The 21,971-nt window shown below is 70.0% G+C and carries 20 protein-coding genes and 1 pseudogene; all 21 read right to left on the reverse strand.

Annotated features, from left to right (window positions below; translation table 11 throughout):
- Positions 1 to 6 precede the first annotated feature (6 nt).
- Positions 7 to 1,869: an acetyl-CoA carboxylase biotin carboxyl carrier protein gene (gene accB / locus IBX62_02785; protein MBE0476007.1), complete on the reverse strand. Its 1,863-nt coding sequence runs from the start codon at positions 1,867 to 1,869 to the stop codon at positions 7 to 9.
- A gap of 163 nt (positions 1,870 to 2,032) precedes the next feature.
- Entirely contained in the window at positions 2,033 to 2,593 is a 561-nt protein-coding gene (gene efp / locus IBX62_02790; GenBank protein ID MBE0476008.1) for an elongation factor P, read from the reverse strand.
- Between the two features lie 31 nt (positions 2,594 to 2,624).
- Complete coding sequence (locus IBX62_02795; protein ID MBE0476009.1) at positions 2,625 to 3,716, reverse strand: aminopeptidase P family protein; 1,092 nt, start codon at positions 3,714 to 3,716, stop codon at positions 2,625 to 2,627.
- The gene (aroQ, locus tag IBX62_02800; protein MBE0476010.1) at positions 3,713 to 4,156 is read right to left on the reverse strand and encodes a type II 3-dehydroquinate dehydratase; all 444 of its coding nucleotides are present in this window, start codon (positions 4,154 to 4,156) and stop codon (positions 3,713 to 3,715) included. Before aroQ ends, IBX62_02795 begins: the two co-directional genes overlap by 4 nt.
- Positions 4,153 to 5,772 carry a 3-dehydroquinate synthase gene (aroB, locus tag IBX62_02805; GenBank protein MBE0476011.1) on the reverse strand — a complete coding sequence of 540 codons (1,620 nt, stop codon included), beginning with the start codon at positions 5,770 to 5,772 and terminating at the stop codon, positions 4,153 to 4,155. Before aroB ends, aroQ begins: the two co-directional genes overlap by 4 nt.
- A gap of 2 nt (positions 5,773 to 5,774) precedes the next feature.
- Complete coding sequence (aroC, locus tag IBX62_02810) at positions 5,775 to 6,926, reverse strand: chorismate synthase (GenBank protein MBE0476012.1); 1,152 nt, start codon at positions 6,924 to 6,926, stop codon at positions 5,775 to 5,777.
- Positions 6,927 to 7,056: 130 nt separating this feature from the next.
- The gene (locus tag IBX62_02815) at positions 7,057 to 7,707 is read right to left on the reverse strand and encodes a hypothetical protein (GenBank protein ID MBE0476013.1); all 651 of its coding nucleotides are present in this window, start codon (positions 7,705 to 7,707) and stop codon (positions 7,057 to 7,059) included.
- 16 nt (positions 7,708 to 7,723) lie between these two features.
- Entirely contained in the window at positions 7,724 to 8,335 is a 612-nt protein-coding gene (gene pilO, locus IBX62_02820; GenBank protein ID MBE0476014.1) for a type 4a pilus biogenesis protein PilO, read from the reverse strand.
- 13 nt (positions 8,336 to 8,348) lie between these two features.
- Positions 8,349 to 8,981 (reverse strand): PilN domain-containing protein, encoded by a 633-nt coding sequence (locus IBX62_02825; protein MBE0476015.1) that lies wholly within the window; start codon positions 8,979 to 8,981, stop codon positions 8,349 to 8,351.
- Positions 8,978 to 10,099 carry a type IV pilus assembly protein PilM gene (gene pilM / locus IBX62_02830; GenBank protein MBE0476016.1) on the reverse strand — a complete coding sequence of 374 codons (1,122 nt, stop codon included), beginning with the start codon at positions 10,097 to 10,099 and terminating at the stop codon, positions 8,978 to 8,980. Before pilM ends, IBX62_02825 begins: the two co-directional genes overlap by 4 nt.
- A 197-nt stretch (positions 10,100 to 10,296) precedes the next feature.
- Complete coding sequence (locus IBX62_02835) at positions 10,297 to 11,793, reverse strand: hypothetical protein (protein MBE0476017.1); 1,497 nt, start codon at positions 11,791 to 11,793, stop codon at positions 10,297 to 10,299.
- A 28-nt stretch (positions 11,794 to 11,821) separates the two neighbouring features.
- On the reverse strand, positions 11,822 to 12,391 hold the full coding sequence (locus IBX62_02840; GenBank protein ID MBE0476018.1) for a prepilin-type N-terminal cleavage/methylation domain-containing protein: 570 nt from the start codon (positions 12,389 to 12,391) through the stop codon (positions 11,822 to 11,824).
- Positions 12,392 to 12,395: 4 nt separating this feature from the next.
- Complete coding sequence (locus IBX62_02845; protein ID MBE0476019.1) at positions 12,396 to 13,910, reverse strand: hypothetical protein; 1,515 nt, start codon at positions 13,908 to 13,910, stop codon at positions 12,396 to 12,398.
- Positions 13,911 to 14,040: 130 nt separating this feature from the next.
- On the reverse strand, positions 14,041 to 14,880 hold the full coding sequence (locus IBX62_02850) for a prepilin peptidase (GenBank protein MBE0476020.1): 840 nt from the start codon (positions 14,878 to 14,880) through the stop codon (positions 14,041 to 14,043).
- Positions 14,881 to 15,007: 127 nt separating this feature from the next.
- Complete coding sequence (locus IBX62_02855; protein MBE0476021.1) at positions 15,008 to 15,391, reverse strand: type II secretion system protein; 384 nt, start codon at positions 15,389 to 15,391, stop codon at positions 15,008 to 15,010.
- 149 nt (positions 15,392 to 15,540) lie between these two features.
- Complete coding sequence (locus IBX62_02860; protein MBE0476022.1) at positions 15,541 to 16,755, reverse strand: type II secretion system F family protein; 1,215 nt, start codon at positions 16,753 to 16,755, stop codon at positions 15,541 to 15,543.
- Between the two features lie 27 nt (positions 16,756 to 16,782).
- The gene (locus IBX62_02865; protein ID MBE0476023.1) at positions 16,783 to 17,847 is read right to left on the reverse strand and encodes a type IV pilus twitching motility protein PilT; all 1,065 of its coding nucleotides are present in this window, start codon (positions 17,845 to 17,847) and stop codon (positions 16,783 to 16,785) included.
- Positions 17,848 to 17,866: 19 nt separating this feature from the next.
- The gene (tadA, locus tag IBX62_02870; protein ID MBE0476024.1) at positions 17,867 to 19,534 is read right to left on the reverse strand and encodes a Flp pilus assembly complex ATPase component TadA; all 1,668 of its coding nucleotides are present in this window, start codon (positions 19,532 to 19,534) and stop codon (positions 17,867 to 17,869) included.
- 72 nt (positions 19,535 to 19,606) lie between these two features.
- Positions 19,607 to 20,917, reverse strand: a complete 1,311-nt coding sequence (locus IBX62_02875; GenBank protein ID MBE0476025.1) for a hypothetical protein — start codon at positions 20,915 to 20,917, stop codon at positions 19,607 to 19,609.
- Positions 20,914 to 21,441 carry an ATP/GTP-binding protein gene (locus IBX62_02880; protein MBE0476026.1) on the reverse strand — a complete coding sequence of 176 codons (528 nt, stop codon included), beginning with the start codon at positions 21,439 to 21,441 and terminating at the stop codon, positions 20,914 to 20,916. Before IBX62_02880 ends, IBX62_02875 begins: the two co-directional genes overlap by 4 nt.
- A 399-nt stretch (positions 21,442 to 21,840) precedes the next feature.
- Positions 21,841 to 21,971, reverse strand: a pseudogene (locus tag IBX62_02885) (DNA-binding protein).

Here is a 21,971-nt window from a genome sequence, read left to right on the forward strand (position 1 = left end):
GCCCGGCTAACCGGCCGGCTCGTAGTAGAAGAGCACCGTACCGTACTCGACGGCGGCCCCGTCGGACATCGCGACCTCGCGGATGACGCCGGCCTCCTCGGCGGCGATCTCGTTCATGAGCTTCATCGCCTCGAGGATGCACAGCGTCTGGCCCTCTTCCACCTCGTCCCCGACGGCGGCGAACGGCTCCGCGCCCGGGGAGGGCGAGCGGTAGAACGTCCCCACCATCGGCGAGACCACGGTCCGCCAGTGCGCGGGGCGCTCCGGCCGCGCCTCCGGCGTCGCGGCCGCCGGCGCGCCGGGGGGCGGCGCGACCTCGGGAGCGGCCGCCTCCGCGCTGGACAGCGAGGCGCCCGTGCCGCCGGCGCCCTTGCGGACGACGACCTTGGTGCCGCCCTCCTCGACCACGACCTCGTTCACGTCCGAGAGCTCGACGATCTTGATGAGCTCGCGTATCTGGTTCACATCCACGGACTCGTCCTCCCTGTACGCGTCGAGCTCCTCGCCCATCATGAACACGGCGCTCTCGGCGCCCTCCTGGTGCAGCGTCAGGTAGTTGCGCGCCTCGTTGGGGAAGAGCGCGTACATCAGCACGTCCTCCTCGCTGTGCGCGAGGTCCCCTATCTCGGCGGCGAGGTCGTCGTAGGCGGCCTCCACGAGCGAGCCCGGCCGCACGTCGTCGGGCAGCGGCTCGTCCTTGCCGAGGACCTTCCCGACCACCTCGGCGTTCATCGGACCCGGCGCCCGGCCGTAGAGGCCCTTGATGTAGTCCTTCATCTCCTGAGGCACGACGGCCCAGCGCTTCCCGGTGAGCACGTTGATGACCGCCTGCGTGCCCACGATCTGCGACAGAGGCGTCACCAGCGGGGGGTACCCGACCTCGGCGCGCACCTTGGGGATCTCGGCGAGCACGTCGGGCAGCCGGTCCCCCGCCTTCTGCAGCTCGAGCTGGCTCACGAGGTTGCTCATCATGCCGCCCGGGACCTGGTGACTGAAGACCTCCATCGACAGGAGCGAGGTGACACCGCGCTTGAGCCCCTTGCGGCGGCGCACCTCCTCCCAGTACTCGGCGATCTCGAAGAGCAGGTCCAGGTCGAGGCCGGAGTCGTACGGGCTCTCCTTGAGCGCCGCCACGATCATCTCGCCCGCGGGCTGGCTGTTCCCGAACGCCAGCGCCACCACCGCGGTGTCGACGATGTCGGCCCCGGCCTCGGCGGCCTTCAGGTAGTTCATCGGCGCCATGCCGCCGATGTAGTGGCAGTGCACGTGCACCGGCAGGCCGACCTCCTCCTTCAGCGCCCGCACCATCTTCTCGGTGCGGAACGGCGTGAGCATGCCGGCCATGTCCTTCACGCAGATCGTGTCCGCTCCGAGCGCCTTGAGCTCCTGCGCGTATTCGAGATAGGAGTCCAGGGTGTGGACGGGGCTGACGGTGTAGGAGATCGCTCCTTCGAAGTGCGCGCCGCACTCCTTGACCGCCGCCGCCGACACCTCCACGTTACGGATGTCGTTCAGCGCATCGAAGATGCGGAAGACGTCGATCCCGTTGCGCGCCGAGGCGTGCACGAAGCGAGTGACGATCTCGTCGCCGTAGTGCCGGTAGCCGACGAGGTTCTGACCTCGCAGCAGCATCTGCAGAGGCGTCTTCGGGCAGTGCCGCTTGATCACGCGCAGCCGCTCCCACGGGTTCTCGTCCAGGAAGCGCAGCGACGCGTCGAACGTGGCCCCTCCCCAGACCTCGAGCGACCAGTACCCGACCGCGTCCATCTTCGGAAGGATCGGCAGCATATCGGCCATGGTCATGCGAGTCGCCCACAGCGACTGGTGCGCGTCGCGCAGTGTGGTGTCCGTGATCTTGACGGGTCGCATGGCTCACCTCCGCGCGCCGCCCGAGGTGAAGGCGCGGGGTCTCTCGACGTTGGTCTGGACAGTATACCTGTCGGGCGGTTACCTGCGATACGGCTTCCCCGGCACTCCGAAGCACGTCGCCGGCCAAGGCGCGACCGCGCTGCGGGCGCCGCCGGGACCGTTCTCAGACGCGGGTGACGTAGCGGCCGTCCCTCGTGTCGATCTGCAGCTTGTCGCCGACCTCGACGAACATCGGGACCTGCACGACCGCGCCCGTCTCCAGCGTGGCCGGCTTGGTGCCGCCCTGCACGGTGTCGCCCTTGAAGCCGGGGTCGGTCTCGACCACCTCGAGCTCCACGAACATCGGCGGCTCGGCGCCTATCATCTCGCCGCCGGCGACCAGCAGCCGCACGCTGTCGCCCTCCTTGAGCCACTTGGCCGCGTCCCCGATGAAGTCCGCGCCGAGCTCGACCTGCTCGTAGCTGTCGGTGTCCATGAAGTGGAACGACGCCCCGTCGGAGTACAGGAACTGCATCTCCTTGGTCTCCACGCGCACGTCGTCCAGCTTCTCGCCCGCGCGGAACGTCTCGTCGACGACCCGGCCGGTCTTGAGCTCCTTGAGCTTGGTGCGCACGAACGCTCCGCCCTTGCCCGGCTTGACGTGCTGGAACTCGACGACGATCCAGAGCTTGCCCTTGTGCGAGACGCACATCCCGTTCTTGAGGTTGTTGGTGGAGACCGCCACTCCCGACGCCCTTCCCGCACGGAGACCGGCCCTAGCCGGCCTCGATCAGCTCCCGGGGTGCGTGGCTGAGCAGGCGGCATCCGCCGTCCTCGACCACGACCAGGTCCTCGATTCTAACACCGCCCAGGCCCGGCACGTAGACGCCCGGCTCCACGGTCACGACCGACCCCCCGAGGACCGAGTCGTCCGCGCCGGGGCCCATCCTCGGGAGCTCGTGGACCTCGAGCCCCACGCCGTGCCCCAGCCCGTGGCTGAACCGCCCACCGAAGCCGCGCTCCGCGAGCGCGTCGCGCGCCACGGCGTCGATCTCGCTTCCGCGCACGCCCGCCCGCAGCCTGGCGGTCGCCTCGCCGTTCGCCGCGGCGACCGCCGAGTGCATCGCCCTGACCTCCTCCGAGGCCGCTCCCACGACCAGCGTGCGGGTGAGGTCGCTGCAGTACCCTCCCGCGCGCGCGCCGAGGTCGATCAGTACGAGGTCGCCCTCGACGAAGGCCCGCTCGGTGGAGATGGCGTGCGGGCGGGACGAGTTCGGGCCGCTGGCGACGATGATCGGGAACGCGACGCCCTCCGAGCCCCCGGAGCGCATCAAGACCTCGAGCTCCAGCGCGAGACGGGTCTCCGTCATGCCCGGCCGCACGAGCCCGAGCGCGTGCTCCACGGCGGCGTCGGCCATCGCCGCGGCCGCCTCGATGCGCTCGACCTCCCGCGCCTCCTTCACCTGGCGCAGCCCCTCCACCCACTGCTCGACCGGCAGGACCCGCCCTTCGAACCGCTCCGAGACGAAGCGGAACCGGCCGTAGGGGATAGAGGTCTCCAGCGCCAGCGACTGCACGCCCTCCTCGGCGAGCTGGTCGCACATCTCGATGTACAGCGAGCGCTCCACGGAGCGGACGGCCCACGCCGTGCCGTCGGCCTCCTCGCGCGCAGCCTCCTCGTAGCGGCCGTCCGTGTAGAAGCGGGCCCACTCGGACGTGACGACGCAGGCGGCGTTGGGCGACTCGTCGAGCACGTGCTCGAAGCCGGTCACGTAGCGCATGTTCGCCACGTCGGTGACGAGGAACGCCTCCGCCTCCTCGTCGGCGAGGCGGCGGCGCAGCGCCGCCAGGCGGCCGTCGGCGTTCACCGACGCTCCTCCGCGATCACGGCGGCCGCCTCCAGGCCCAGGACATAGCTCTTGGCCCCGAAGCCGGCGATCTGGCCGGCGCAGGCCGGCGCGATGACGCTCGTGTGCCGGAAGCCCTCGCGCGCGGCCACGTTGCTCAGGTGCACCTCGACCACGGGCAGGCCCGCCGCGGCCACCGCATCCCTCAGCGCGTAGCTGTAGTGCGTGTACGCGCCGGGGTTGAACACCGCGGCGTCGTACTCGCCGCCCGCTTCCTGCAGGGCGTCGATCAGCACGCCCTCGTGGTTGCTCTGCACGAATCCGACCTCCACACCGAGGTCGGCGGCGCGCTCGGCGACGTGCGCCTCGATCTCCGACAGCGTCGTGCTGCCGTAGACCTCCGGCTCGCGGCGACCGAGCAGGTTCAGGTTCGGTCCGGAAAGCACCAGGATCCGTATCATCGCTCCCTCTCCCCTCGCTCGCCGCGACCGCGGGGGTGGGATCCCAGTTCCTCGGCGAGCACGTCCGAACCGACCGGCACGACGCTCCACTCCCCGGGCAAGCGTAGCAGTACGAAGCGTATCTCGCCGCCCCTTGCCTTCTTGTCGGCGGCCATCGCCCGCAGGAGCGCGTCGGGGTCGGCGTCGTAGGGCAGCGGCGGCAGCCCGAGAGCGTCCAGCAGCGCGTCCTGGCGCGCCCCGACCGCAGGTCCCACCCCCAGCAGCCGCTCCGCGAGGCGCGCCGCGAAGCGCATGCCCTCGGCGATGGCGTGGCCGTGCGGGACCGTGCCGTAGCCGAGCACGGCCTCCAGCGCATGCCCGAGCGTGTGCCCGTAGTTGAGCGCCTCGCGCGGACCGGTCTCGCGCTCGTCCTCCCCCACGACGCGCGCCTTCAGCCCGGCCGCCATCCGCACCGCGTCCAGCACCGCGCGCTCCTCGCGCGCTTCCAGCGCGGCCGCGCCGGCCTCGATGGCCGCGAGCTCGGCCTCCCCGGCGAGCAGCGCGGACTTGGCCACCTCGGCCAGGCCGGAGCGCCACTCGGACTCGCGCACCGTCTGAAGGACCGAGGTGTCCGCGAGCACCTCGGCGGGCTGCCAGAACGTGCCGACGAGGTTCTTGCCCGCCGGCAGGTCGACGCCGGTCTTGCCTCCGATCGCGCTGTCGACGGCCGCGAGCAGCGTCGTGGGGACCTGAACGACAGGGACGCCGCGCATGTACACCGAGGCGCAGAAGCCGCCGAGGTCGCCGACGACGCCGCCGCCGAGCGCCACCACCGCTCCGTCGCGCTCGAGCCCGGCCCGGGCCAGCTCGCTCAGCACGCGGCCCGCCCGGTCCCAGCTCTTGGACGTCTCGCCCGGCGGGACGAGCACCTCGGCGCAGCGCACGCCGGCCCGCTCGAGCGAGTCGCGGACCCGTTCGCCGTAGAGCTCGGCCACGGTCTCGTCCGAGATCACGGCCGCCGAGCGCGCGCCGAGCGCGCGCACGCTGGCGCCGACGGCCTCCAGCAGCCCCGGGCCGACCCGCACGAGATACGGCGGCGTGACGGCGACCTCCAGCGTCAAGCCGCCTGCGGCCCGCAACCCGCCGGCCAGTTCCTCGGCCACCTCCTCCGGCGCGCGGCCGTCCGTCTCGACCACGACGTCCGCGGCCGCCTCGTAGAGAGGCTCCCTGCGGCGGAGCAGCGCCTCGGCCCTCCGGAGGGCGTCGCGGCCGTCAAGCAGCGGCCTGCCGCTCGCCTCGCCCGTGCGGGCGACCGCCTCGGGGGCGGTCACGCGCAGGTAGGCGACCGTGCCCGTATCGCGCATGAGCGACCGGTTGCCCTCGTCGAGCACGATCCCGCCGCCGCAGGCCACCACCGCCGGGCCTCCCGACGCGACCTCGGCCAAAGCGGCGCCCTCCGCGCGCCGGAACCCCTCCTCGCCGCCGCGCTCGAAGACCGCCTCCACGGAGGCGCCCTCGCGACGCTCGATCTCCGCGTCGAGGTCCACGAACGGCGACCCCAGGCGCGAAGCGAGCATCCGGCCGACCGTCGTCTTGCCCGAGCCCATGAAGCCGACCAGGTAGACGCGGCGCGCCACAGTCACCTCGGCAGCCTGTCGCGGTAGGCGGCCAGCGCCGCCTTCAGGTCCTCGAGGCGGTCGCCGCCGAACTTCTCCGTGTACGCGTCGGCGAGCACGAGCGCGACCTCCGCCTCGGCCACGACCGCCGCCGCCGGCACGGCGCAGACGTCGGAGCGCTCGCGCGAGGCGTCGAGGGCCTCCAGCGTGTCGAGGTCGACGCTGGCAAGGGGCGTCATGAGCGTGGGGATGGGCTTCATCGCCGCCCGCAACAGCAGCGGCTCGCCGTCGGTCATCCCGCCCTCCAGGCCCCCCGCCCTGTTCGTGGCGCGGCGCAGGCCGCCCCCCGGGTCGCGGACGATCGCGTCGTGCGCCCGCGAGCCCGGAAGCGCGGCCCCGGCGAAGCCCAGACCGAACTCGACGCCCTTGACCGCCGGGACGGAGACGACCGCCGCGGCCAGCCGGGCATCCAGGCGAGCGCGCGCCTCGGCGTAGCCGCCGAGCCCGGGCACGAGGCCTGCGGCCCTCACGAAGAACGTCCCGCCGAGGCTCTCGCCCGCGGCTCCGGCGGCGTCGATCGCCTCGCGCATGCGCACCGCCACCGCCTCGTCGGGGCACCGCACGTCGCTCGCCTCCACCGCCGCCCTGTCCACCGATGAGGGGTCCTCGGGCACGTCCGCGCTGACCTCGCCGATCGAGGAGACCCAGGAGAAGACCTCGACGCCCACCTCGGCCAGCAGCGCCCGTGCGACCGCGCCGGCCGCGACCCTGGCGGCGGTCTCGCGGGCGCTCGCGCGCTCGAGCACGTCGCGCACGTCGTCGGTGCCCGTCTTGAGGTACCCGGGAAGGTCGGCATGACCGGGACGCGGGGCCGTGACGCGGACGCCGGCGGGCTTGTCCCCGGACACCGACATGACGTCGGTCCAGTTCTCCCAGTCCTTGTTGGCGATCGTCAGCGCCACCGGCGACCCTATCGCGCGGCCGAACCGCACGCCGGAGAGGATGAGGGCGCGGTCCGCCTCGATGCGCATCCGCCCGCCGCGGCCGTGACCGACCTGTCTGCGAGCAAGGTCGGCGTCGATGGCCGCCGCGTCGACCGGCACGCCGGCCGGAACGCCGGTCACCACCGCCACGAGCGCGCGGCCGTGTGACTCGCCTGCGGTGGTGTAGCGCATGTACGCCCCTCCCGAGCCGTCGGTACCGCGATTCTACCTGATGGCGCAGGCGGCACGCCCGGCGGCCGAGGACGGCGATGCGCGAGGACGGGCCGGCGGCGGAGACGTTGGAGCCGACGAGCGGCGAGAGCTACTTGGACAGCCCGCCCGCTGTGGTCCCCTGCCCGACGGTGAGCGTCACCTGGCTGTCGCCGTAGAGCATGACGGCGGAGCGTGACTTGCCGTCGACGGCGAGGAGCTTCCACGGCGTCCCGGCGATGACCCCGCCCTCGGCGAGCACGTACTGCTGCCCGTTGTACGTCAGGACGGCCTTCTCGACGCCGTTCTCGACGCTGATGTCCTGGAGGTAGAGCGTGTCGGGCTCCCCTTCAGCGGCGTTGACCTGGCCGCCGCCCTCGGATCCCCCCGACTTCGGAGGGGCCGCCTGAGCAGGCTTGACGACGATGGGCTTGAAGATGTCGCGGAAGGTGAACAGCTCGCTGTTGGGGACGGGGGGCGGGACCTTCGTCGTCTCCCCGGAACCGCCGGCGGAACCATCCGGCGTGCTCGTCGCGACGACGGACAGGGCCGGACCCGCAGCTGCCGGCGAACCCGGGATCACGTCGCCCAAGCTGCCCCCGGAGAGCAAGAGGAAGGCGATCCCCGCGACGGAGGCGAGCACGACCAGCGCGCCCAGCGTCACGCCGACGGCGACCATCTTCCCCCCGGTAGTGGACAGGAAGCCCTTCGTGCCGCCGGACTGGCCGGCGCCGGTGTCGAACGGTGTGGATGCGTGAGCCACGTCTCGGTCCTCCGTGCTACTGGGTCGCCGTGGGCGCCGACGGCACAGCGGGCTCGGCCGCCGTCTTGCCCATCGTGTAGACCTCGATGGTCACATTGGCTTCGAGCACCTGCTCATCGTCCTGGGCCGCGTCGCCTTCCTTGGCCGTCCCCTTGGGGGTGACGATGATGTCCACGATGCGCAGCTGCCTGTTCAGCTTCTGCAGCTTCTGGAAGAAGTGGACGAAGTCCGCCCAGCGCCCGGACATCTTCAGCTTGACCGCCGCGACGCCGTATCCCTCCTGCTCGACGAGCGAGGTGTCCGGCGCGATCCTTCTGAAGTCCAGGCCCGAGTCGTTCGCGGCGTCCTGCAGCTCTATGATGAGCGAGGGAAGCTCGGGGGACTCGGGTACGGCGTTGCCGAGCTTCAGCAGCTCCGCCTCGGTGCCCACCGCCTCCTTCTTGGCCTCCTGCCTGCGCGAGAGCAGACCGCGGGCCTCTGTGATCTCGGCTTCCGCCTGCCTGATCTCACCGCTCAATCGCGCGAGCTCCTTGCGCTGAGGCAGGATGAGGAGGAACACCGCGGCCACGGCGAGGAGCACGACCACCACGACGATGACGAGCAGTTGGTCCCTGTGCGACAGCTTCACGGGATCGCCCCAATCACTGATTCACCGGCTGGACGGGCGGGGCAGGACTCGCCGGCGTCGCGGACTTCTCCTGGCCGGGCTTGCGGACCTTGCTGGTCACCTGCCACTTGATCGACGGCGACCCGCCCTCCTCGTCGACCTTCTCCGAGGAGACCAGCCACACGTCGTAGAGCTGGTCCAGGTCGGCGAGGCGCACCAGCAGCTTGGCGATCTCCTTGTGCGCGACGTCCGGCACGTCCGCGGCCGCGTCCAGGGCCACGCCCTCCATCTGCACGCCGTTGTCCTCGTGCATCGAGAACCGGGTGACCCACATGCCCTGCGGCAGGATGAGCGAGACCTCGTCGCCGAGCCTGCCCCACAGGACCCGGCCCGTCAGGGCCTTGTCCGCGACCCCCTTGCGTGCGGTCAGGTCCTCCTTGCGAGCCTCGTAGATCTTGTAGGAGTCGGCGATGCCCCGGTATCTCTGCGCTTCCGCCTTGAGGTTCTGGAGCTGCCTCGAGCGGGTCCCTACCTGGACCATACCGTAGGACCACACTCCCCCCAGCATGGCGAAGAGCAGCACGCCGAGGAGCACGATGTACGTCCGGTTCCGCTCGAACTGCCGCTTGGCGGTTATCTCCGGTGGCAGAAGGTTGATCCGGATCATTGGAGACCCCCCATCGCAAGCCCGACCGCCGGCGCGCAACCCATCCGGTCGGCCAGCAGCGCCTGTTCCAGGGACCGCACGGTCTGGATGCGCGCGAGCGGATCCAGAAGCGCCACCTCGGCCTGAAGGCCCCTGGACAGGTACAGGTGCATGTTGGAGAGCTGGGAACCGCTACCCGTCATGTAGATGCGCTTGATGCTGCGGATCTGCGTAGCCTGTGTCAGGTAGTAGTCCAGCGACCGGCGGACCTCGGCGATGAACTTGTTCACCTCGCGCTCGAGGGACTCTTGGGCCACCTGGACGACGGACGGGTCGAGGCCGTGCGCGACCGACGGCCTGCCGTCGATGTCGGGCAACCCCACCCGGATCTTCAGGTCCTCGGCCTCGTCGAAGGTCAGGTTGAGCACGTTGGCGATCCCTTGCGTGAAGTGGTTCCCGGCCAGCGACGAGACGCGCGTGAAGCGCGGGACCCCCCTCTCGACCACCGCGATGTTGGTCAACCCCGAGGAGATGTGGATGATCGCCGTGGCTTCGGCCGTCTCGGCCTCGTCCGGCAACACGTTCGGGACGGCGCCCATGAGCGCCCGGACGATCGCGAAGGACGTGACGTCGATCCGGCGCAGTCGGAGCCCCGCACCCTCGACCGCCGCGACCGCGGCGCCGATCATGTCCTGCTGGGCCGCGACGAGCAGCACCTCCATCATGTGCTCGTCCGCGGGCGTCATATAGTCCCCGATGATGTGGAAGTCGAGTATCGCTTCCTCGATGGGGATGGGGATGTAGTCCTGCGCCTGATACTGGATGGCGCCTTGGAGCTCGGCCGGGTCCATGTAGGGGAGATCGATGAGGCGGACGACGACCTTCTGGTTGGAGACGCCGACGCAGACGTCCTTGCCGGTGGCCTCCACCTCGCGCCAGAGGTGCCGGATGGCGGCGGCCACGCCCTCGGTGTCGACGATCTCGCCCTCGACGACGGCCCCCATGGGGACGTCGACGGAGCCGTAGCCGCTGAGCACGAGCGCTGAGCCCTGGCTCCTCAGCTGGGCGGCGCGAACGTGGTCGGACCCGATGTCGAGCCCCACCGGCGGTGCGCCGGAACCGAACGACAGAATGCCCACGGGGACGCTCCTTCGTACACTGCGACGACAAGACTGCATCTCGTTTTGCGACGTGTTCCGCTGGGCGGACGTTCCCTTTATCGGCTTACCGGCGCTCCTCCTGTAGCCCTAGCCGCATAGATGCTCCGCGGAACATGAAAGCGCATAGCGGGGCGGGTTGGCAACTTCTGCAACCCGCCCCGACGAGGACGCCGGCGCTACCGTCTCGCCCACGCACCCTGCGAGAGGATGGACAGCCCTCTACCGGGCATGCTCTCCGGCAGGAAGGAGGGAAGGTTGGGGTTGGTCACCAGCTTGGTGTTGGGGTGATCGAACGTGATGCCCCCGGCCACCACCGCGCCCACGCACAGGATGTTGTGCTTGAAACGCACGTTGCCCCTGGCGAAGAAGGCGCCCGAGAGGTCGGGCACATCGCCGAAGTCCTTGTTCGACGAGGGTGTCTCGCACAGGATGTTCTTCGGGGTGACGAGCCCCATCGCCGCCGACGCGTCGAGCTCGCCGCCCACCGTCGCCGGAGCGAGCTTCCCGTGGATGTAGATGTCGCCGTTGGCGATGATCGCGCCGTTCCCGCGGTACGTGATGTCCTCGGCGAAGGTCACCGGGCCGTCCACGAACACGGTTCCCTGGACGTAGAGCATGTTCGTGGTGTCGTCGAAGTAGAAGTCGTCGTGGCTGCCGGCCGGGTAACCCTCGGCGCGCGGGTCGTCCGAGCCCGTGCCCCAGGATCCCGTGCCGCCGATGACCAGATGCGTCGTCCCCTCCCCCATGGCCGAGGGTCCCGAGGACGGCCCGATGTACTTGTACTGGGCCGACGCGCCCGGCGCCTTCGCCCGGCTGAAGGTGGCGGTGTTGGGCGGTTGCATGGTCCGGTACGTCGTGGGGTCGCCGCCGACCGATTCGAGGTTCGGCGTACCGGCGTCCTCGCCTTGCGGGGGGTAGCCGATGAGGTTGTCCACCGATTCCGCTCTGGCCTTGGACCACTGTTCCGTCGTGTAGTCGTCGTCCACGGTCGGGAGCTCGATCGTCGGCACCCCCTGGGACCTGTACGAGATGAAGTACCTGTCCTGGCGGCCGATGAGGGCCCCGTCGCAGTACACGTTGATCGGCCCGGAGTACGGCTGACCCTCCACCAGCGGCGCGCCCACCGTCGAAGCGCCGGTGACGATGATGTCGCCGCCCTTGATGAAGAGCGGCCCGGAGAGGACCCGGGCGCCGCCGCCCATCTCGATCGTGCCGACCGCGTAGAAGGGCCCGACGATGTTCGCCGTGCCGTTCAGCCCGCCGCCGCCTGCCGTGATGGACTGCTTGGAGCCGGCCGCCAGGTTCATCTCCCAGATGTTGAGGTAGAAGAACTTGACCTCGACCGTCTCGGAGACCCCCTCGCTGGTCGTCCCCGTGGACGTCGCGAGGTACTCGGCGTCGGTCAGCTTCGACACCGTCGTCTGCCACGTCCCAGCGGCGAGCGTCCCGCCCATCGGGTAGAGGGACTCGTCGAACCCGCCGCGCTGTATCGTCTCGAGGACGACCTCTATGCCCGCGCTGGCCAGGTGGAACGCCTGCGACTCCGAGCGGACGAGCACGCTCTCGTGCAGCGACTGGCGGCTCATCGCGAAGGCGCCTATGGCGATCACCGTGACGACGGATATCACGCCGATGACCGTGATCATGGCGATGCCGTCGTCGGATCGGAGCATGCGTCTCATACGGTGCACGCCGAGCACCTCACTCCCTGTTCCTCAAGCTCATGAAGAGACTCGACTCATGGCTCTGCTCGTCCCAGCGCACCCGGACCGTCGCCTCCAGCTGCCGTGTCGCCGACGGCGCGTGCTCCATGCTCGTCACCTGGGCGCCGGTGACGTCGATGTACTTCAACAGAGGGACCCCGTCGGCGACGTTGGTGTTGCGCTCGGAGAGCACCGCGGCTCGCGGAGGCCCGGTGTTCGTGTGGGCCACGTCGATCGGCCACATGGTGAGGACGAGCCTGCCGTCGCTCGTCGCCTCCAGGACGTGGCGCTCGGCTTCGGGGTCGCGCAACTCGCGGTCGATGATGTAGCGGATCCGGTACGGCCCGGTCTCCTCGATCGCGGTGGCCTGCATCAGGTACTTCTGGATCATGCTCAGCGGCTGGCCCGCCTCTCGCGCGATCATCGCCTGCGTCTCGTTCACGCTGCTGCCCTTCACCACCGCGTGCGCCACGGCGTAGGCGCCGGCGAGGACCACGCCGATGAGACCCGTGACCACGATCAGCTCCGACAGGGAGAAGCCCTCGTCGCGTCCCACGAACCCGCGCATCCCGTCACCACCCCGCCGTGGCCAACGTGCCGGTCTCGGCCGGACCGTTGGGCCCCAGGACGTTCGAGAAGAGCGTCACGGGCTCGTTAGCCGCATCGTCCGGATACCCGAGAGGACGGACGACCGTGCGGACCTGGTGGTAGTACGGAGTCGGGTCGCCCTTGTTCCCCACCGCGGTGAAGAACGTGTACGAGTACGAGAAGCCCGAGCCCGAGACCACTTCCACCGCACCCGTCATCCGCGGCGACGTGCTCCTGTACAGGGTGGAGCTGATGCTCCCGTAGAGGAAAGCGGGCTCGGAGAGGTTGAGAGAGATGGTCGTGTTGCACACCCGGTTGGCCCCGTTGCCCTCGTAGACGTTGCGCCAGGTCCCTCTCAGCTCGGGCTTGCTGACGTAGACGACCGGCGGGGAGAAGCTCGTCGACTCCCTCTCCATCGGCGCCGGCCCGACAGAGCGGACCCAGGCGATGTGGCGGGAGAAGGCGGGGGTGATGTGGTCGAAGTACGTGGTCCCGACCCTGGTGCTCGGCAGCCCCTCGAGGCTCGGCGACTCGCCGTCGGCGCCCGTCAGCTGCTGCGTTATCACGTCGTAGCTCGCGGCGGGATCGGAGCCCTTGTACGCGATCGGCCAGGAGACCCTCACCAGGTCGGAGCGCATCGGCTCCGCGGTCGGCGTCGTCGCGACGGCGGGGGGGCCGGTGTCCAGCAGGATCTGGCGCTGGACGTAGCCGCGCTGGCTCATGTTGTCCCACGCCTCGATCCGGAACGTGCGCACGCCGTCCTGCCATATCCTCCTGGTCGTCCCGTCCTGCAACTCCTCTTGGGCCCAGGGGTCGAAGAAGAAGCTCAAGCCGGTGACCGAGGGTTCCATGACCGTCCAGTACGCGGAGCCGCCCGACGAGTCGCGCAACTCCCGGCCGTCGCACATGAACGTCACGTGGTGCAGCACCGCGTTGGGCATCTCCGTGCGAGCGTCGCCGTATATCCACGCACCGTGCTCGTCGATCACGTCGGTGCTCGCCGGCGACCCCGGAGCGAACTCCACGATCGGCGGCAGCTTGTCGCCGGCGCCCCCTCCGGGGCGGATGAACGTCTCGGTCTCGAAGGCGAAGGACTGCCCCCCGCCCACCGGCCGCGACGACGCGGAGATGTGGAGCCGCTTGTAGTCGGTCGTGCCGGCGATGTTGGGGTCGTCCACCCACGTGACCGTGGGGGTGATGATGACGGAGTACCCGCTGTCGGCGACCGTGGTCTCCACGGGCAGCGTCCCGGGGATCGAGCCGCCGGCTCCGCCGACGACGCCGATGTCGTCGTAGGGGAGTCGCCTGACCCGCTCGACGTAGGCCTGGACCTGGTTGACGGTTATCACGTTCTGCTTGGACTGGACACCCATACGGGTGGACGTGGCCATCAGCGTGAGGACGCCGCTGACGGCGATGAACAGCACGACGGTCGCGAAGAGGATCTCGATCAGCGTCATGCCCGCTTCGCCGCGCCAGGCGCCCTTCGTTCCCCGCATCGCGCCACTCCCTCAGCATGCCGAATCAAGCCGTCTCTCGGCTCCTGTACTCGGTATCGGCAGGGGTGCGGAAGCACTTGACGCGCGAGTTCGACCCGGTATCCCCGGTCACCGTCGGCGGCCGGGCGGCTCAGCCGAGGGCCACGAGCGAAGCGTACCAGCGTACCAGCGAGGGACCGGCCAGGGCCGCGGCGACCCCGCCCAGAGCGAGGAACGGCCCGAAGGGGATCCTCATCGCGGAGACGGGCTCACCGGAGCGGATCGCGAGCGCCACGCCGGCGACGGAGCCCGCCAGGCTGCCAGCCACGAGCGCCAGCAGCGCGTACGCCCCGAGGAACGGTCCCATGGCCGCCAGCAGTTTCACGTCTCCCATCCCGAAGCCCGCCCGTCCGCGCACGGAGGCGTACAGCGCGGCGATCCCGAGGCTCAACCCCCCGGCCGCCGCCGCGCCACCCACTGCGGCGAGCAGCGGGGAGGCGAAGACGCCCGAGGCCGCGACGCCTACCAGGGGGGCGACCGGCCGACCCGTGAGCTCCGAGGCAAGAGCCGCCGCCGCGCCCAGAGCGGCAAGCAGCGCGACGATCGCGTTGGGCAGGCGCATGGTGTCGAAGTCGATGAACGAGAGCACGAGCAGCGCCCAGAAGAACACGGCGGCGACCAGGCCGCGCGGACCCGGCCCGTACGCGGCGGCGGCCGCCAGCCACAGCACGGCGGACAGAGCCTCGACCACCGGGTACCTGGCGGAGATGGGGGCCGAGCAGTCCCGGCAGCGGCCGCGCAGCGCCACCCACGACAGCACCGGGACGTTGTCGTGCCAGCGCACGGCCGCTCCGCAGGCGGGGCAATGCGAGCCCGGGAAGACCACCGACTCCCCCCGGGGGAATCGCCAGACCACCACATTGCCGAAGCTGCCGAAGAGCAGCCCGACGACGGCGTAGAGCGCGAACCAGAACGACTGGGAAGGGAGCATGGGTCCTCTCTCCGGGCCGGTACCGGCCGCTCCCAGAGTACCGGGAGCATCTCTCCTGAGGAAGGCCGGAACGAAGAAGAGGCCGGCGGCAGCCGCCGCCGGCCTCCATCCTCCGAGCTGACGGATCCTAGAAATGCAAGTGCTCCACGTTGTTGTCCAGGGGCACCCAGCCGCCCTGACCGTTGTCGCCGGTCACGGTGCCATCGCCGTCGGTACTGTAGATACCGCCACCTGGGGCCGGACATCTCGGGTCGACCTTGATGTAGTCGGTCACGAGCGGAAGGCCGGTGATGTCCTGCGCCGCCCAGACGTTCAACGGGGTCGCGGCCTTCCACTGCTCGATGGCGCCCTCGATCGTCCGCTGGTTCGAGTGGCACGTGCGCAGGCGGGCGCTCGCCGAGGCCGCGTTGAACACGGGGATGGCGATAGCGACGAGGATACCGATAATGAGCACTACGACCATCAGCTCGACGAGGGTGAAGCCCTCGTCCCTCTTCCTGAACATCTTCATCAGATGTCCACCTCCCTCTTCCTCCCTTTCGGGACTAGGGGCTGCCGGCGGCAGCCGTCTTCCACCTGGGGTATCGGAGCAGCCCGACGGGGTCTTTAGCGCGAGGGCGCACAGAGGGCCCGTCCTGTGACGCCGGTCACCGGGAGGGGTCAGTTGACGAGCGTGATGATGTTGAACATCGGCATGTACAGCGCGATGACCATGCCGCCCACGACCACGCCGAGGGTCGCCATCATCAACGGCTCGATGAGCGAGGTGAGCCCGTCCACCGCGGCGGAGACCTCCTCGTCGTAGAAGTCGGCGATCTTGACCAGCATCGCGTCCAGCGCGCCGGTCTCCTCGCCCACCGCGATCATCTGAACGAGCATCGCGGGGAAGACCGTCGACTCGCCGAGCGGCTTGGCGATCGTCTCGCCCTCCTTGATCGCACCGCGCGTCTTCTTCACGGCCTGGGCGACGATCTCGTTGCCGGCCGTGTCGGCCACGATGTCCAGCGCGGAGAGGATCGGCACGCCGGCCGAGACGAGGGTGCCGAACGTCCGGGTGAACTTGGCGAGCGAGATCTTGCGCGCGAGCGCCCCGAAGACGGGCATCCGGAGCTTGACCCCGTCCCATATCAGCTTGCCCTGCGGGGTGGATGCCCACCACCTGAAGGCCAGCACGAGCCCGACCGCTCCCACGGCCGCGAAGACGCCGCCGATCCCGGCGACGAAATCCGAGATGCCCACGAGGATCTGCGTGGGCAGGGGCAGTTCCCCGCCCATGTCGGCGAACATCTTCTGGAACGTGGGGACGACGAAGACCATCATCGCCACGAGGATCACCAGCACGAGGCCGCCCATCGCCACCGGGTACGTCATCGCCGACTTGATCTTGCCCTTCAGCGCCTGCTCGCGCTCGAAGTGGTCCGCCAGGCGCAGGAGCACGTCGTCGAGCACACCGCCCGTCTCCCCGGCGCGGATCATGTTGATGAAGATCGGCGGGAAGACCTTGGGGTGCTTGGCCAGGGAGTCGGAGAGCGACTGGCCGGCCTCCACGTCCCTGCCGACCTGCACGATGACGTCCTTCAGCCCCGCGCTCTCGGTCTGGCTGCCCAGGATGCTCAGGCACTTGGTGAGCGAGAGGCCGGCGTTGATCATGGTGGCGAACTGGCGGGAGAAGATGGTGATGTCCTTGGGCTTGACGCCCGTGCCGATCCTGATCTGGCCCACGTTGGCCAGCGCGCCCTGCTCCTTCAGGTCCAGGATGATGAAGCCCATCTCCCTGAGCTTCGCGCCCACCGCGTCGCGGCTCTCGCCCTCCAGCGTCCCTTTGCGGATCTGGCCGGTCTTGTCCCTGACGGAGTAGATGAAGGTGCTCGCCATCGGTCCTCTCCCTGTTCGTCCTCGCCCCTAGGCCCTCTTGCCGACGTGCTGCTTCAGCACGGAGGGATCCATCGAGTGCTGCATCGCCGTCTCCAGCGTGACGGCTCCTCGCCCATATAGTTCGGCAAGAGAGAGGTCCATCGTTACCATCCCTTGCTGAGCGCCGGTCTGCATCACCGTGTCCAGCTGGTGGGCCTTGGCCTCCCGGACGAGGTTGCGGACGGCGGATGTCGCCGAGAGGGTCTCCACCGCGACGATCCTCCCGCGCCCGTCCGCCGTCGGCAGGAGCTGCTGGCTCACGACGCCCTGCAGGCTCGACGAGAGCTGCACCCGGACCTGCTGCTGCTGGTGCGGCGGGAAGACGTCCACGATACGGTCTATGGTCTGCGCGGCGCCCTGGGTGTGCAGCGTCGCCAGCACGAGGTGCCCCGTCTCCGCGGCGGTGAGCGCGGCCGCTATCGTCTCCAGGTCGCGCATCTCTCCGATGAGGATGACGTCGGGGTCCTGCCGCAGGACGTGCTTCAGGGCGGTGGCGAAGCTGCGCGTGTCCGAGCCGATCTCCCGCTGGTTGACCATGGAGCGCTTGTGCTGGTGCAGGTACTCGATGGGATCCTCGATCGTCACGACGTGCAGTTCGCGGTGCGTGTTGATGTGGTCGATCATCGCTGCCAACGTGGTGGACTTGCCCGACCCGGTGGGGCCGGTGACGAGCACCAGGCCCCGCGGCTTCATCGAGAACTCCTCCAGGACCCTCGGCAGTCCCAGCTCGACGAAGGAGCGGATCTCCTTGGGGATGAGGCGGAACGCGGCGCCGACGCTCGCCCGCTGGTAGTACGCGTTGACGCGGAAGCGCGCCACGCCGGGCACGGAGTAGGCGAAGTCGATCTCCCGATTGCGCTCGAGTCCCTCGCGCTGCTCCTGCGTCATGACCGAGTACACGAGGTCCTTCGTCGCGGACTGGGTCAGCCCCTCCCCGTCCGCCGGCTGAAGCGCCCCGTGGACCCGCAGCACGGGGGGCAGCCCCACGCTGAGGTGGAGGTCGGAGCCGGCTCGGTCGTTGAGCATCACGAGCAGGTCGTTCAAGTCGTACATGGGCCCCCCTGCGTCCGTGTCAGACGATCACTCGGCATATCTCCTCGATGGAGGTCTGGCCGAGCCGCGCCTTCTCGAGCCCGTCCTGCCGCAGGGTCAGCATGCCCTGCTCCGTCGCTACGCGCTTGATCTCCTCGGCGGAGGCCTCCTCCACGGTCAGGCGCCGGATCTCCTCGGTGATGAGCATGACCTCGTGCACGCCCATGCGGCCACGGTAACCGGTGTTGCCGCACTTCTGACATCCCACGGCGCGGAACAGCTTCTCGGGCAGAGCGTCTTCCGCGTAACCGGCCTCGATCATCGCCCTCTTACTCGGCACGAACGGCGTCTTGCAATGGCAGAGCCGCCGCGCGAGGCGTTGCGCGAGCACGCAGTCGACCGCCGAGGAGACGAGGAAGGGCTCGACGCCCATCTCGATGAGCCTCGTGATCGCACCCGGCGCGTCGTTCGTATGCAGCGTGGAGAGCACCAGGTGGCCGGTGAGTGCGGACTCGATCGCGATCTTGGCGGTCTCCTGGTCGCGGATCTCGCCGACGAGGATGATGTCCGGCGAGCAGCGCAGGAACGAGCGGAGCGCGCGGGCGAAGGTCAGCCCGGCCTTCTGGTTCACCTGCACCTGGTTGACGCCGGGAAGGCGGTACTCTACCGGGTCCTCGGCCGTGATGATGTGCTTGAGCGGCTCGTTGAGCACGTTGATCGCCGCGTACAGCGACGTGGACTTGCCGGAGCCGGTGGGGCCGGTGACCAGGATCGCGCCGTAGGGCTTGCGGAACGACGACTCGAAGCGGTCGAGCGAAGTCGGCAGGAACCCGAGGTCGGAGAGTTTGAGCAGGATCGAGTCCTTGCGCAGGATGCGCAGGACGACCCGTTCGCCGTAGACCGTCGGCAGCGTGGAGACGCGGAAGTCCAGCTTGCGGCCGCCGCTCGTGATGGCGCAGTGCCCGTCCTGAGGCTTGCGCGACTCGGCGATGTCCATGTCCGCCATGATCTTGAAGCGCGAGAGGACGGCTGCTTGCGCGTTCTTCGGGCTCCTCATGACCTCGTGGAGCACGCCGTCGATACGGAAGCGGACGCGAAGGTCCTTCTCCTGGGGCTCGATATGGATGTCCGAGGCGCGGTCGGTCACCGCCTTGTGGATGATGAAGTTGACGAGCTTGACCGTCGGGGCGTCCGACGTCATGTCGCCGATCTCCTCGAGATCGACGGCGTCCGCCTCCCCCGAGCCGTCGAAGTCCCCGGTGTGCTCCGCTGTCTTGTAGAACTCCTCGACGGTGACGAGGATGTCGTCCCGCGTCGAGATGGCCGGCTTGATGTCGTAGCCGGTGATGATGCGCAGGTCGTCCAGCGCGAGCACGTTCTGCGGGTCGGCCATCGCCACCATGAGCTGGCTGCCGTCTATCCGGACGGGCATCAGTATGTAGCGTGTCGCCAGCTCCTTGGGGACGACGGCGACGGCATCGGGCTCGGGACGCGTCGCGGTGAAGTCGATGTAGGGGATCCCGATCTGCTGCGCCATCACGGACAGGATCGCGCCCTGGGTGGCGTAGCCGAGGTCCACGAGGACCTTGCCCAGCGGGCTGCCCGTGGCGCGGTGCACCTCGAGCGCGTCGTTGAGCTGCCCCTCCGTGACCAGCCCGGCCTTCATCAGAAGGAGGCCGAGGCGCTGCCCGGCTTCAGCCACCGGCATCTTCCCGTCCGTTCCCCGCAGGCGCGGCAGTCGCGGTGTCCCCTCGGCGAGGGCTCGGCCGGCGACGGCGCGTCAGGTCTCGGACGTGTCGCTCCGCCTCGCCCCCGGCATCCTGTGGAGCATGCGCGCGGCGAGCCGTTGGAACTCCTCGAAGGTCTTCGAGCCGGGCCTGACCCCGACGCGGATCTCTCCGAACCACATCTCCACCGGCGACACCATCACGTACTCCTCGGTTCGACTGTCGGCCGCTGCGGGCTCGGGCTTGAGGGCCGGCGGAGCCTCGGGTCCCGCCGGCGGAACATGTCGCGGCGGAGAGGCCGCGGGTGCGGGCAGCCGGGCGGCAGGTGCGGGCAGCGGTGCGCGCACCGATTCGGCCGCCGCGCGGGCCGCAGGTGCCTCGACGGGGCCCGGCGCCGAGGCGGCCGCCGGCGCCACGGTCGGGATCCCCTGCTCGCCGAGCCGCTCCAACAGCTTCTCCGAGAGGATCTCCAGAACGTCGGGGGGCTCCGCGGGCCTGTCACCGACCCCCGGGACGGGCGATGAGGTGTGCTCCGGGCCCGACGCGGGAGCGGTGTGCGGGGCCTGCGCCTCGGTCGAGGCGGCCGCCCCCCGCTCGAGGACCGGCAACGACCTCGGAGCGGCCGCCGGTCCTGCGGCCCCTGCGACCACGTCCGCGCCCGCTCCTTCGGTCTCTGCCGTAGGGGCTTCGCCGGACGGCGAGCCCGACGTACCGTATGGCTCGAGCGCCTCCTCGAGTGAGCGCGAGGCCTTGGGAACGGAGCCCGAGCGCTCCTCGCGCTCGGCGTCTTGAGGTGTCGCAGCGGACGACCCGCCCGCGCCCGCCGGAGCGGTCGCGGGCGGAGAGGCGGGTGATGGAGAGGGCACGTCGCTCGCCCCGGCCGGGTGCGAGGACTCCCGGGCGGGCGCCTCGGGCACGGGTGGCTCGCGCGATGGGACGGGCACGCCGAGCACAGGGGACTGCGCCGTGGGCGGCGCGGGAGCTTCGGGCACAGGCGGACGGGACGGCGTGGGCGGCGCGGGCGCCGGCGGAGAGGATACCGCGGCAGGGGGCTCCGGCAAGGCGGCCGGAGCCGCCGGCGGAGACGTGACGGCGCGGACCTGCCCGCCGCCGTCCTCATCCTCGGGCATCCACTCGCCCGTGCGCAGCGGCTGTTCGAGGATGCGCCGGAACCCCTGCGGGGTCTCCTCGGCGATGCGGTGCAGGTCCACGCCGACGTCCACGGATCGGGCCGACCCAGCGGCGGCGGGTGAGGCGGTCCCGGCCCGGCCCGAGCGCCGGATCGCCACGAGCAGGTAGACCACCGAGGCGACGAAGAGCGCGGCCGCGGCCGCGAGGATCCACAGCCGCTCGTCCACGGTCACCCCATGCTCTCGAGGATGCGGTAGAGCAGGCCGAGGAGCACGGCCTTCACGCTCTCCTTGTCACGCGCATCGACGACCAGCAGCGGCACCGAGTCCGTGAGCTCGAGCTCCGCGCGGACGGACTCGAGCGCGGCCTCGTCCTCGGCGTCCACCTTGTTCGCCGCCGCCACGAAGGGCACGTCGGACATCTCGGTGAAGAAGCCGATCATCTCGCGCGCGTCGCGTATGGAGTCCTTGCTCGTCGCGTCGACGAGCAGCACGAAGCCCAGCATCCCCTCGGAGAGGGTCTCCCACATGAACGAGAAGCGCTCCTGCCCCGGGGTGCCGAAGAGGTAGAGCACGACGTCGTCCGAGATCGTGATCCGGCCGAAGTCCATCGCCACGGTGGTCTCTCCGCCGCCCTCGCCCGAGGCGTCGCTCACCTGGCGCTCGGTGGAGAGCACCGTTATCTCGCTCACCGCCTTTATGAAGGTGGTCTTGCCGGCGTTGAACGGCCCGGTCACCACGACCTTCACAGACTGCATCCGTGCGCGCTCCGTCTCTGCCTAGAGGTTCTCGATGCCCTCGATGATCTTCAGGACGAGGTCCCTGTCCACCAGCAGGTCTCGATGAAGGACGCTCCCGTCCTTGTGCTCGGGGATCCGGTTCACGCTCGTGACCGGGCGCTGGCGACCCCCTCCGCCGCCGGTCAACGCGGTGAGCTCGTCGCTCAGGCCGCCGGAGAGCGAGAGGTCGGGTGCGCCTATGTCCGCGAGGTAGGCATCCGTCGAGATCACGCCGGAGGGCGGCGCTTCGACCCCCGCTGCCTCCTCCGTCTCGAGCGGCTCGCCCGCCGGCTGCCCCTCCGGTTCGGGACCCTCGAGAGACGAGAGCAGTTCCGACAGGTCCGGCTCCGTCTCCCCGACCTCGAGCTCCTCTACGTAGAGCGGCTCCTCCGCCGGCGCTTCGACGTAGGGGGCGGGTTCTTCGACTCTCTCCTCTTGCGGCTCCTCGGCGACGGGCGCGGGCGCGGGTTCCGCCAGCTCCGGCTCCGGCGCGGGCGCGGGTTCCGCCA

The sequence above is a fragment of the Coriobacteriia bacterium genome, assembly GCA_014859305.1.
In the GTDB taxonomy this organism is placed as follows: domain Bacteria; phylum Actinomycetota; class Coriobacteriia; order Anaerosomatales; family Kmv31; genus Kmv31.

Excerpts from the sequence above, each read along its gene's own strand:
- accB (MBE0476007.1), bottom strand. The coding sequence starts at position 1,869 with ATGCGACCCGTCAAGATCACGGACACCACACTGCGCGACGCGCACCAG.
- aroQ (MBE0476010.1), bottom strand. The coding sequence starts at position 4,156 with ATGATACGGATCCTGGTGCTTTCCGGACCGAACCTGAACCTGCTCGGT.
- aroC (MBE0476012.1), bottom strand. The coding sequence starts at position 6,926 with ATGCGCTACACCACCGCAGGCGAGTCACACGGCCGCGCGCTCGTGGCG.
- IBX62_02825 (MBE0476015.1), bottom strand. The coding sequence starts at position 8,981 with ATGATCCGGATCAACCTTCTGCCACCGGAGATAACCGCCAAGCGGCAG.
- IBX62_02835 (MBE0476017.1), bottom strand. The coding sequence starts at position 11,793 with ATGCTCCGATCCGACGACGGCATCGCCATGATCACGGTCATCGGCGTG.
- IBX62_02840 (MBE0476018.1), bottom strand. The coding sequence starts at position 12,391 with ATGCGCGGGTTCGTGGGACGCGACGAGGGCTTCTCCCTGTCGGAGCTG.
- IBX62_02845 (MBE0476019.1), bottom strand. The coding sequence starts at position 13,910 with ATGCGGGGAACGAAGGGCGCCTGGCGCGGCGAAGCGGGCATGACGCTG.
- IBX62_02850 (MBE0476020.1), bottom strand. The coding sequence starts at position 14,880 with ATGCTCCCTTCCCAGTCGTTCTGGTTCGCGCTCTACGCCGTCGTCGGG.
- IBX62_02855 (MBE0476021.1), bottom strand. The coding sequence starts at position 15,391 with ATGAAGATGTTCAGGAAGAGGGACGAGGGCTTCACCCTCGTCGAGCTG.
- IBX62_02860 (MBE0476022.1), bottom strand. The coding sequence starts at position 16,755 with ATGGCGAGCACCTTCATCTACTCCGTCAGGGACAAGACCGGCCAGATC.
- IBX62_02865 (MBE0476023.1), bottom strand. The coding sequence starts at position 17,847 with ATGTACGACTTGAACGACCTGCTCGTGATGCTCAACGACCGAGCCGGC.
- tadA (MBE0476024.1), bottom strand. The coding sequence starts at position 19,534 with ATGCCGGTGGCTGAAGCCGGGCAGCGCCTCGGCCTCCTTCTGATGAAG.
- IBX62_02880 (MBE0476026.1), bottom strand. The coding sequence starts at position 21,441 with ATGCAGTCTGTGAAGGTCGTGGTGACCGGGCCGTTCAACGCCGGCAAG.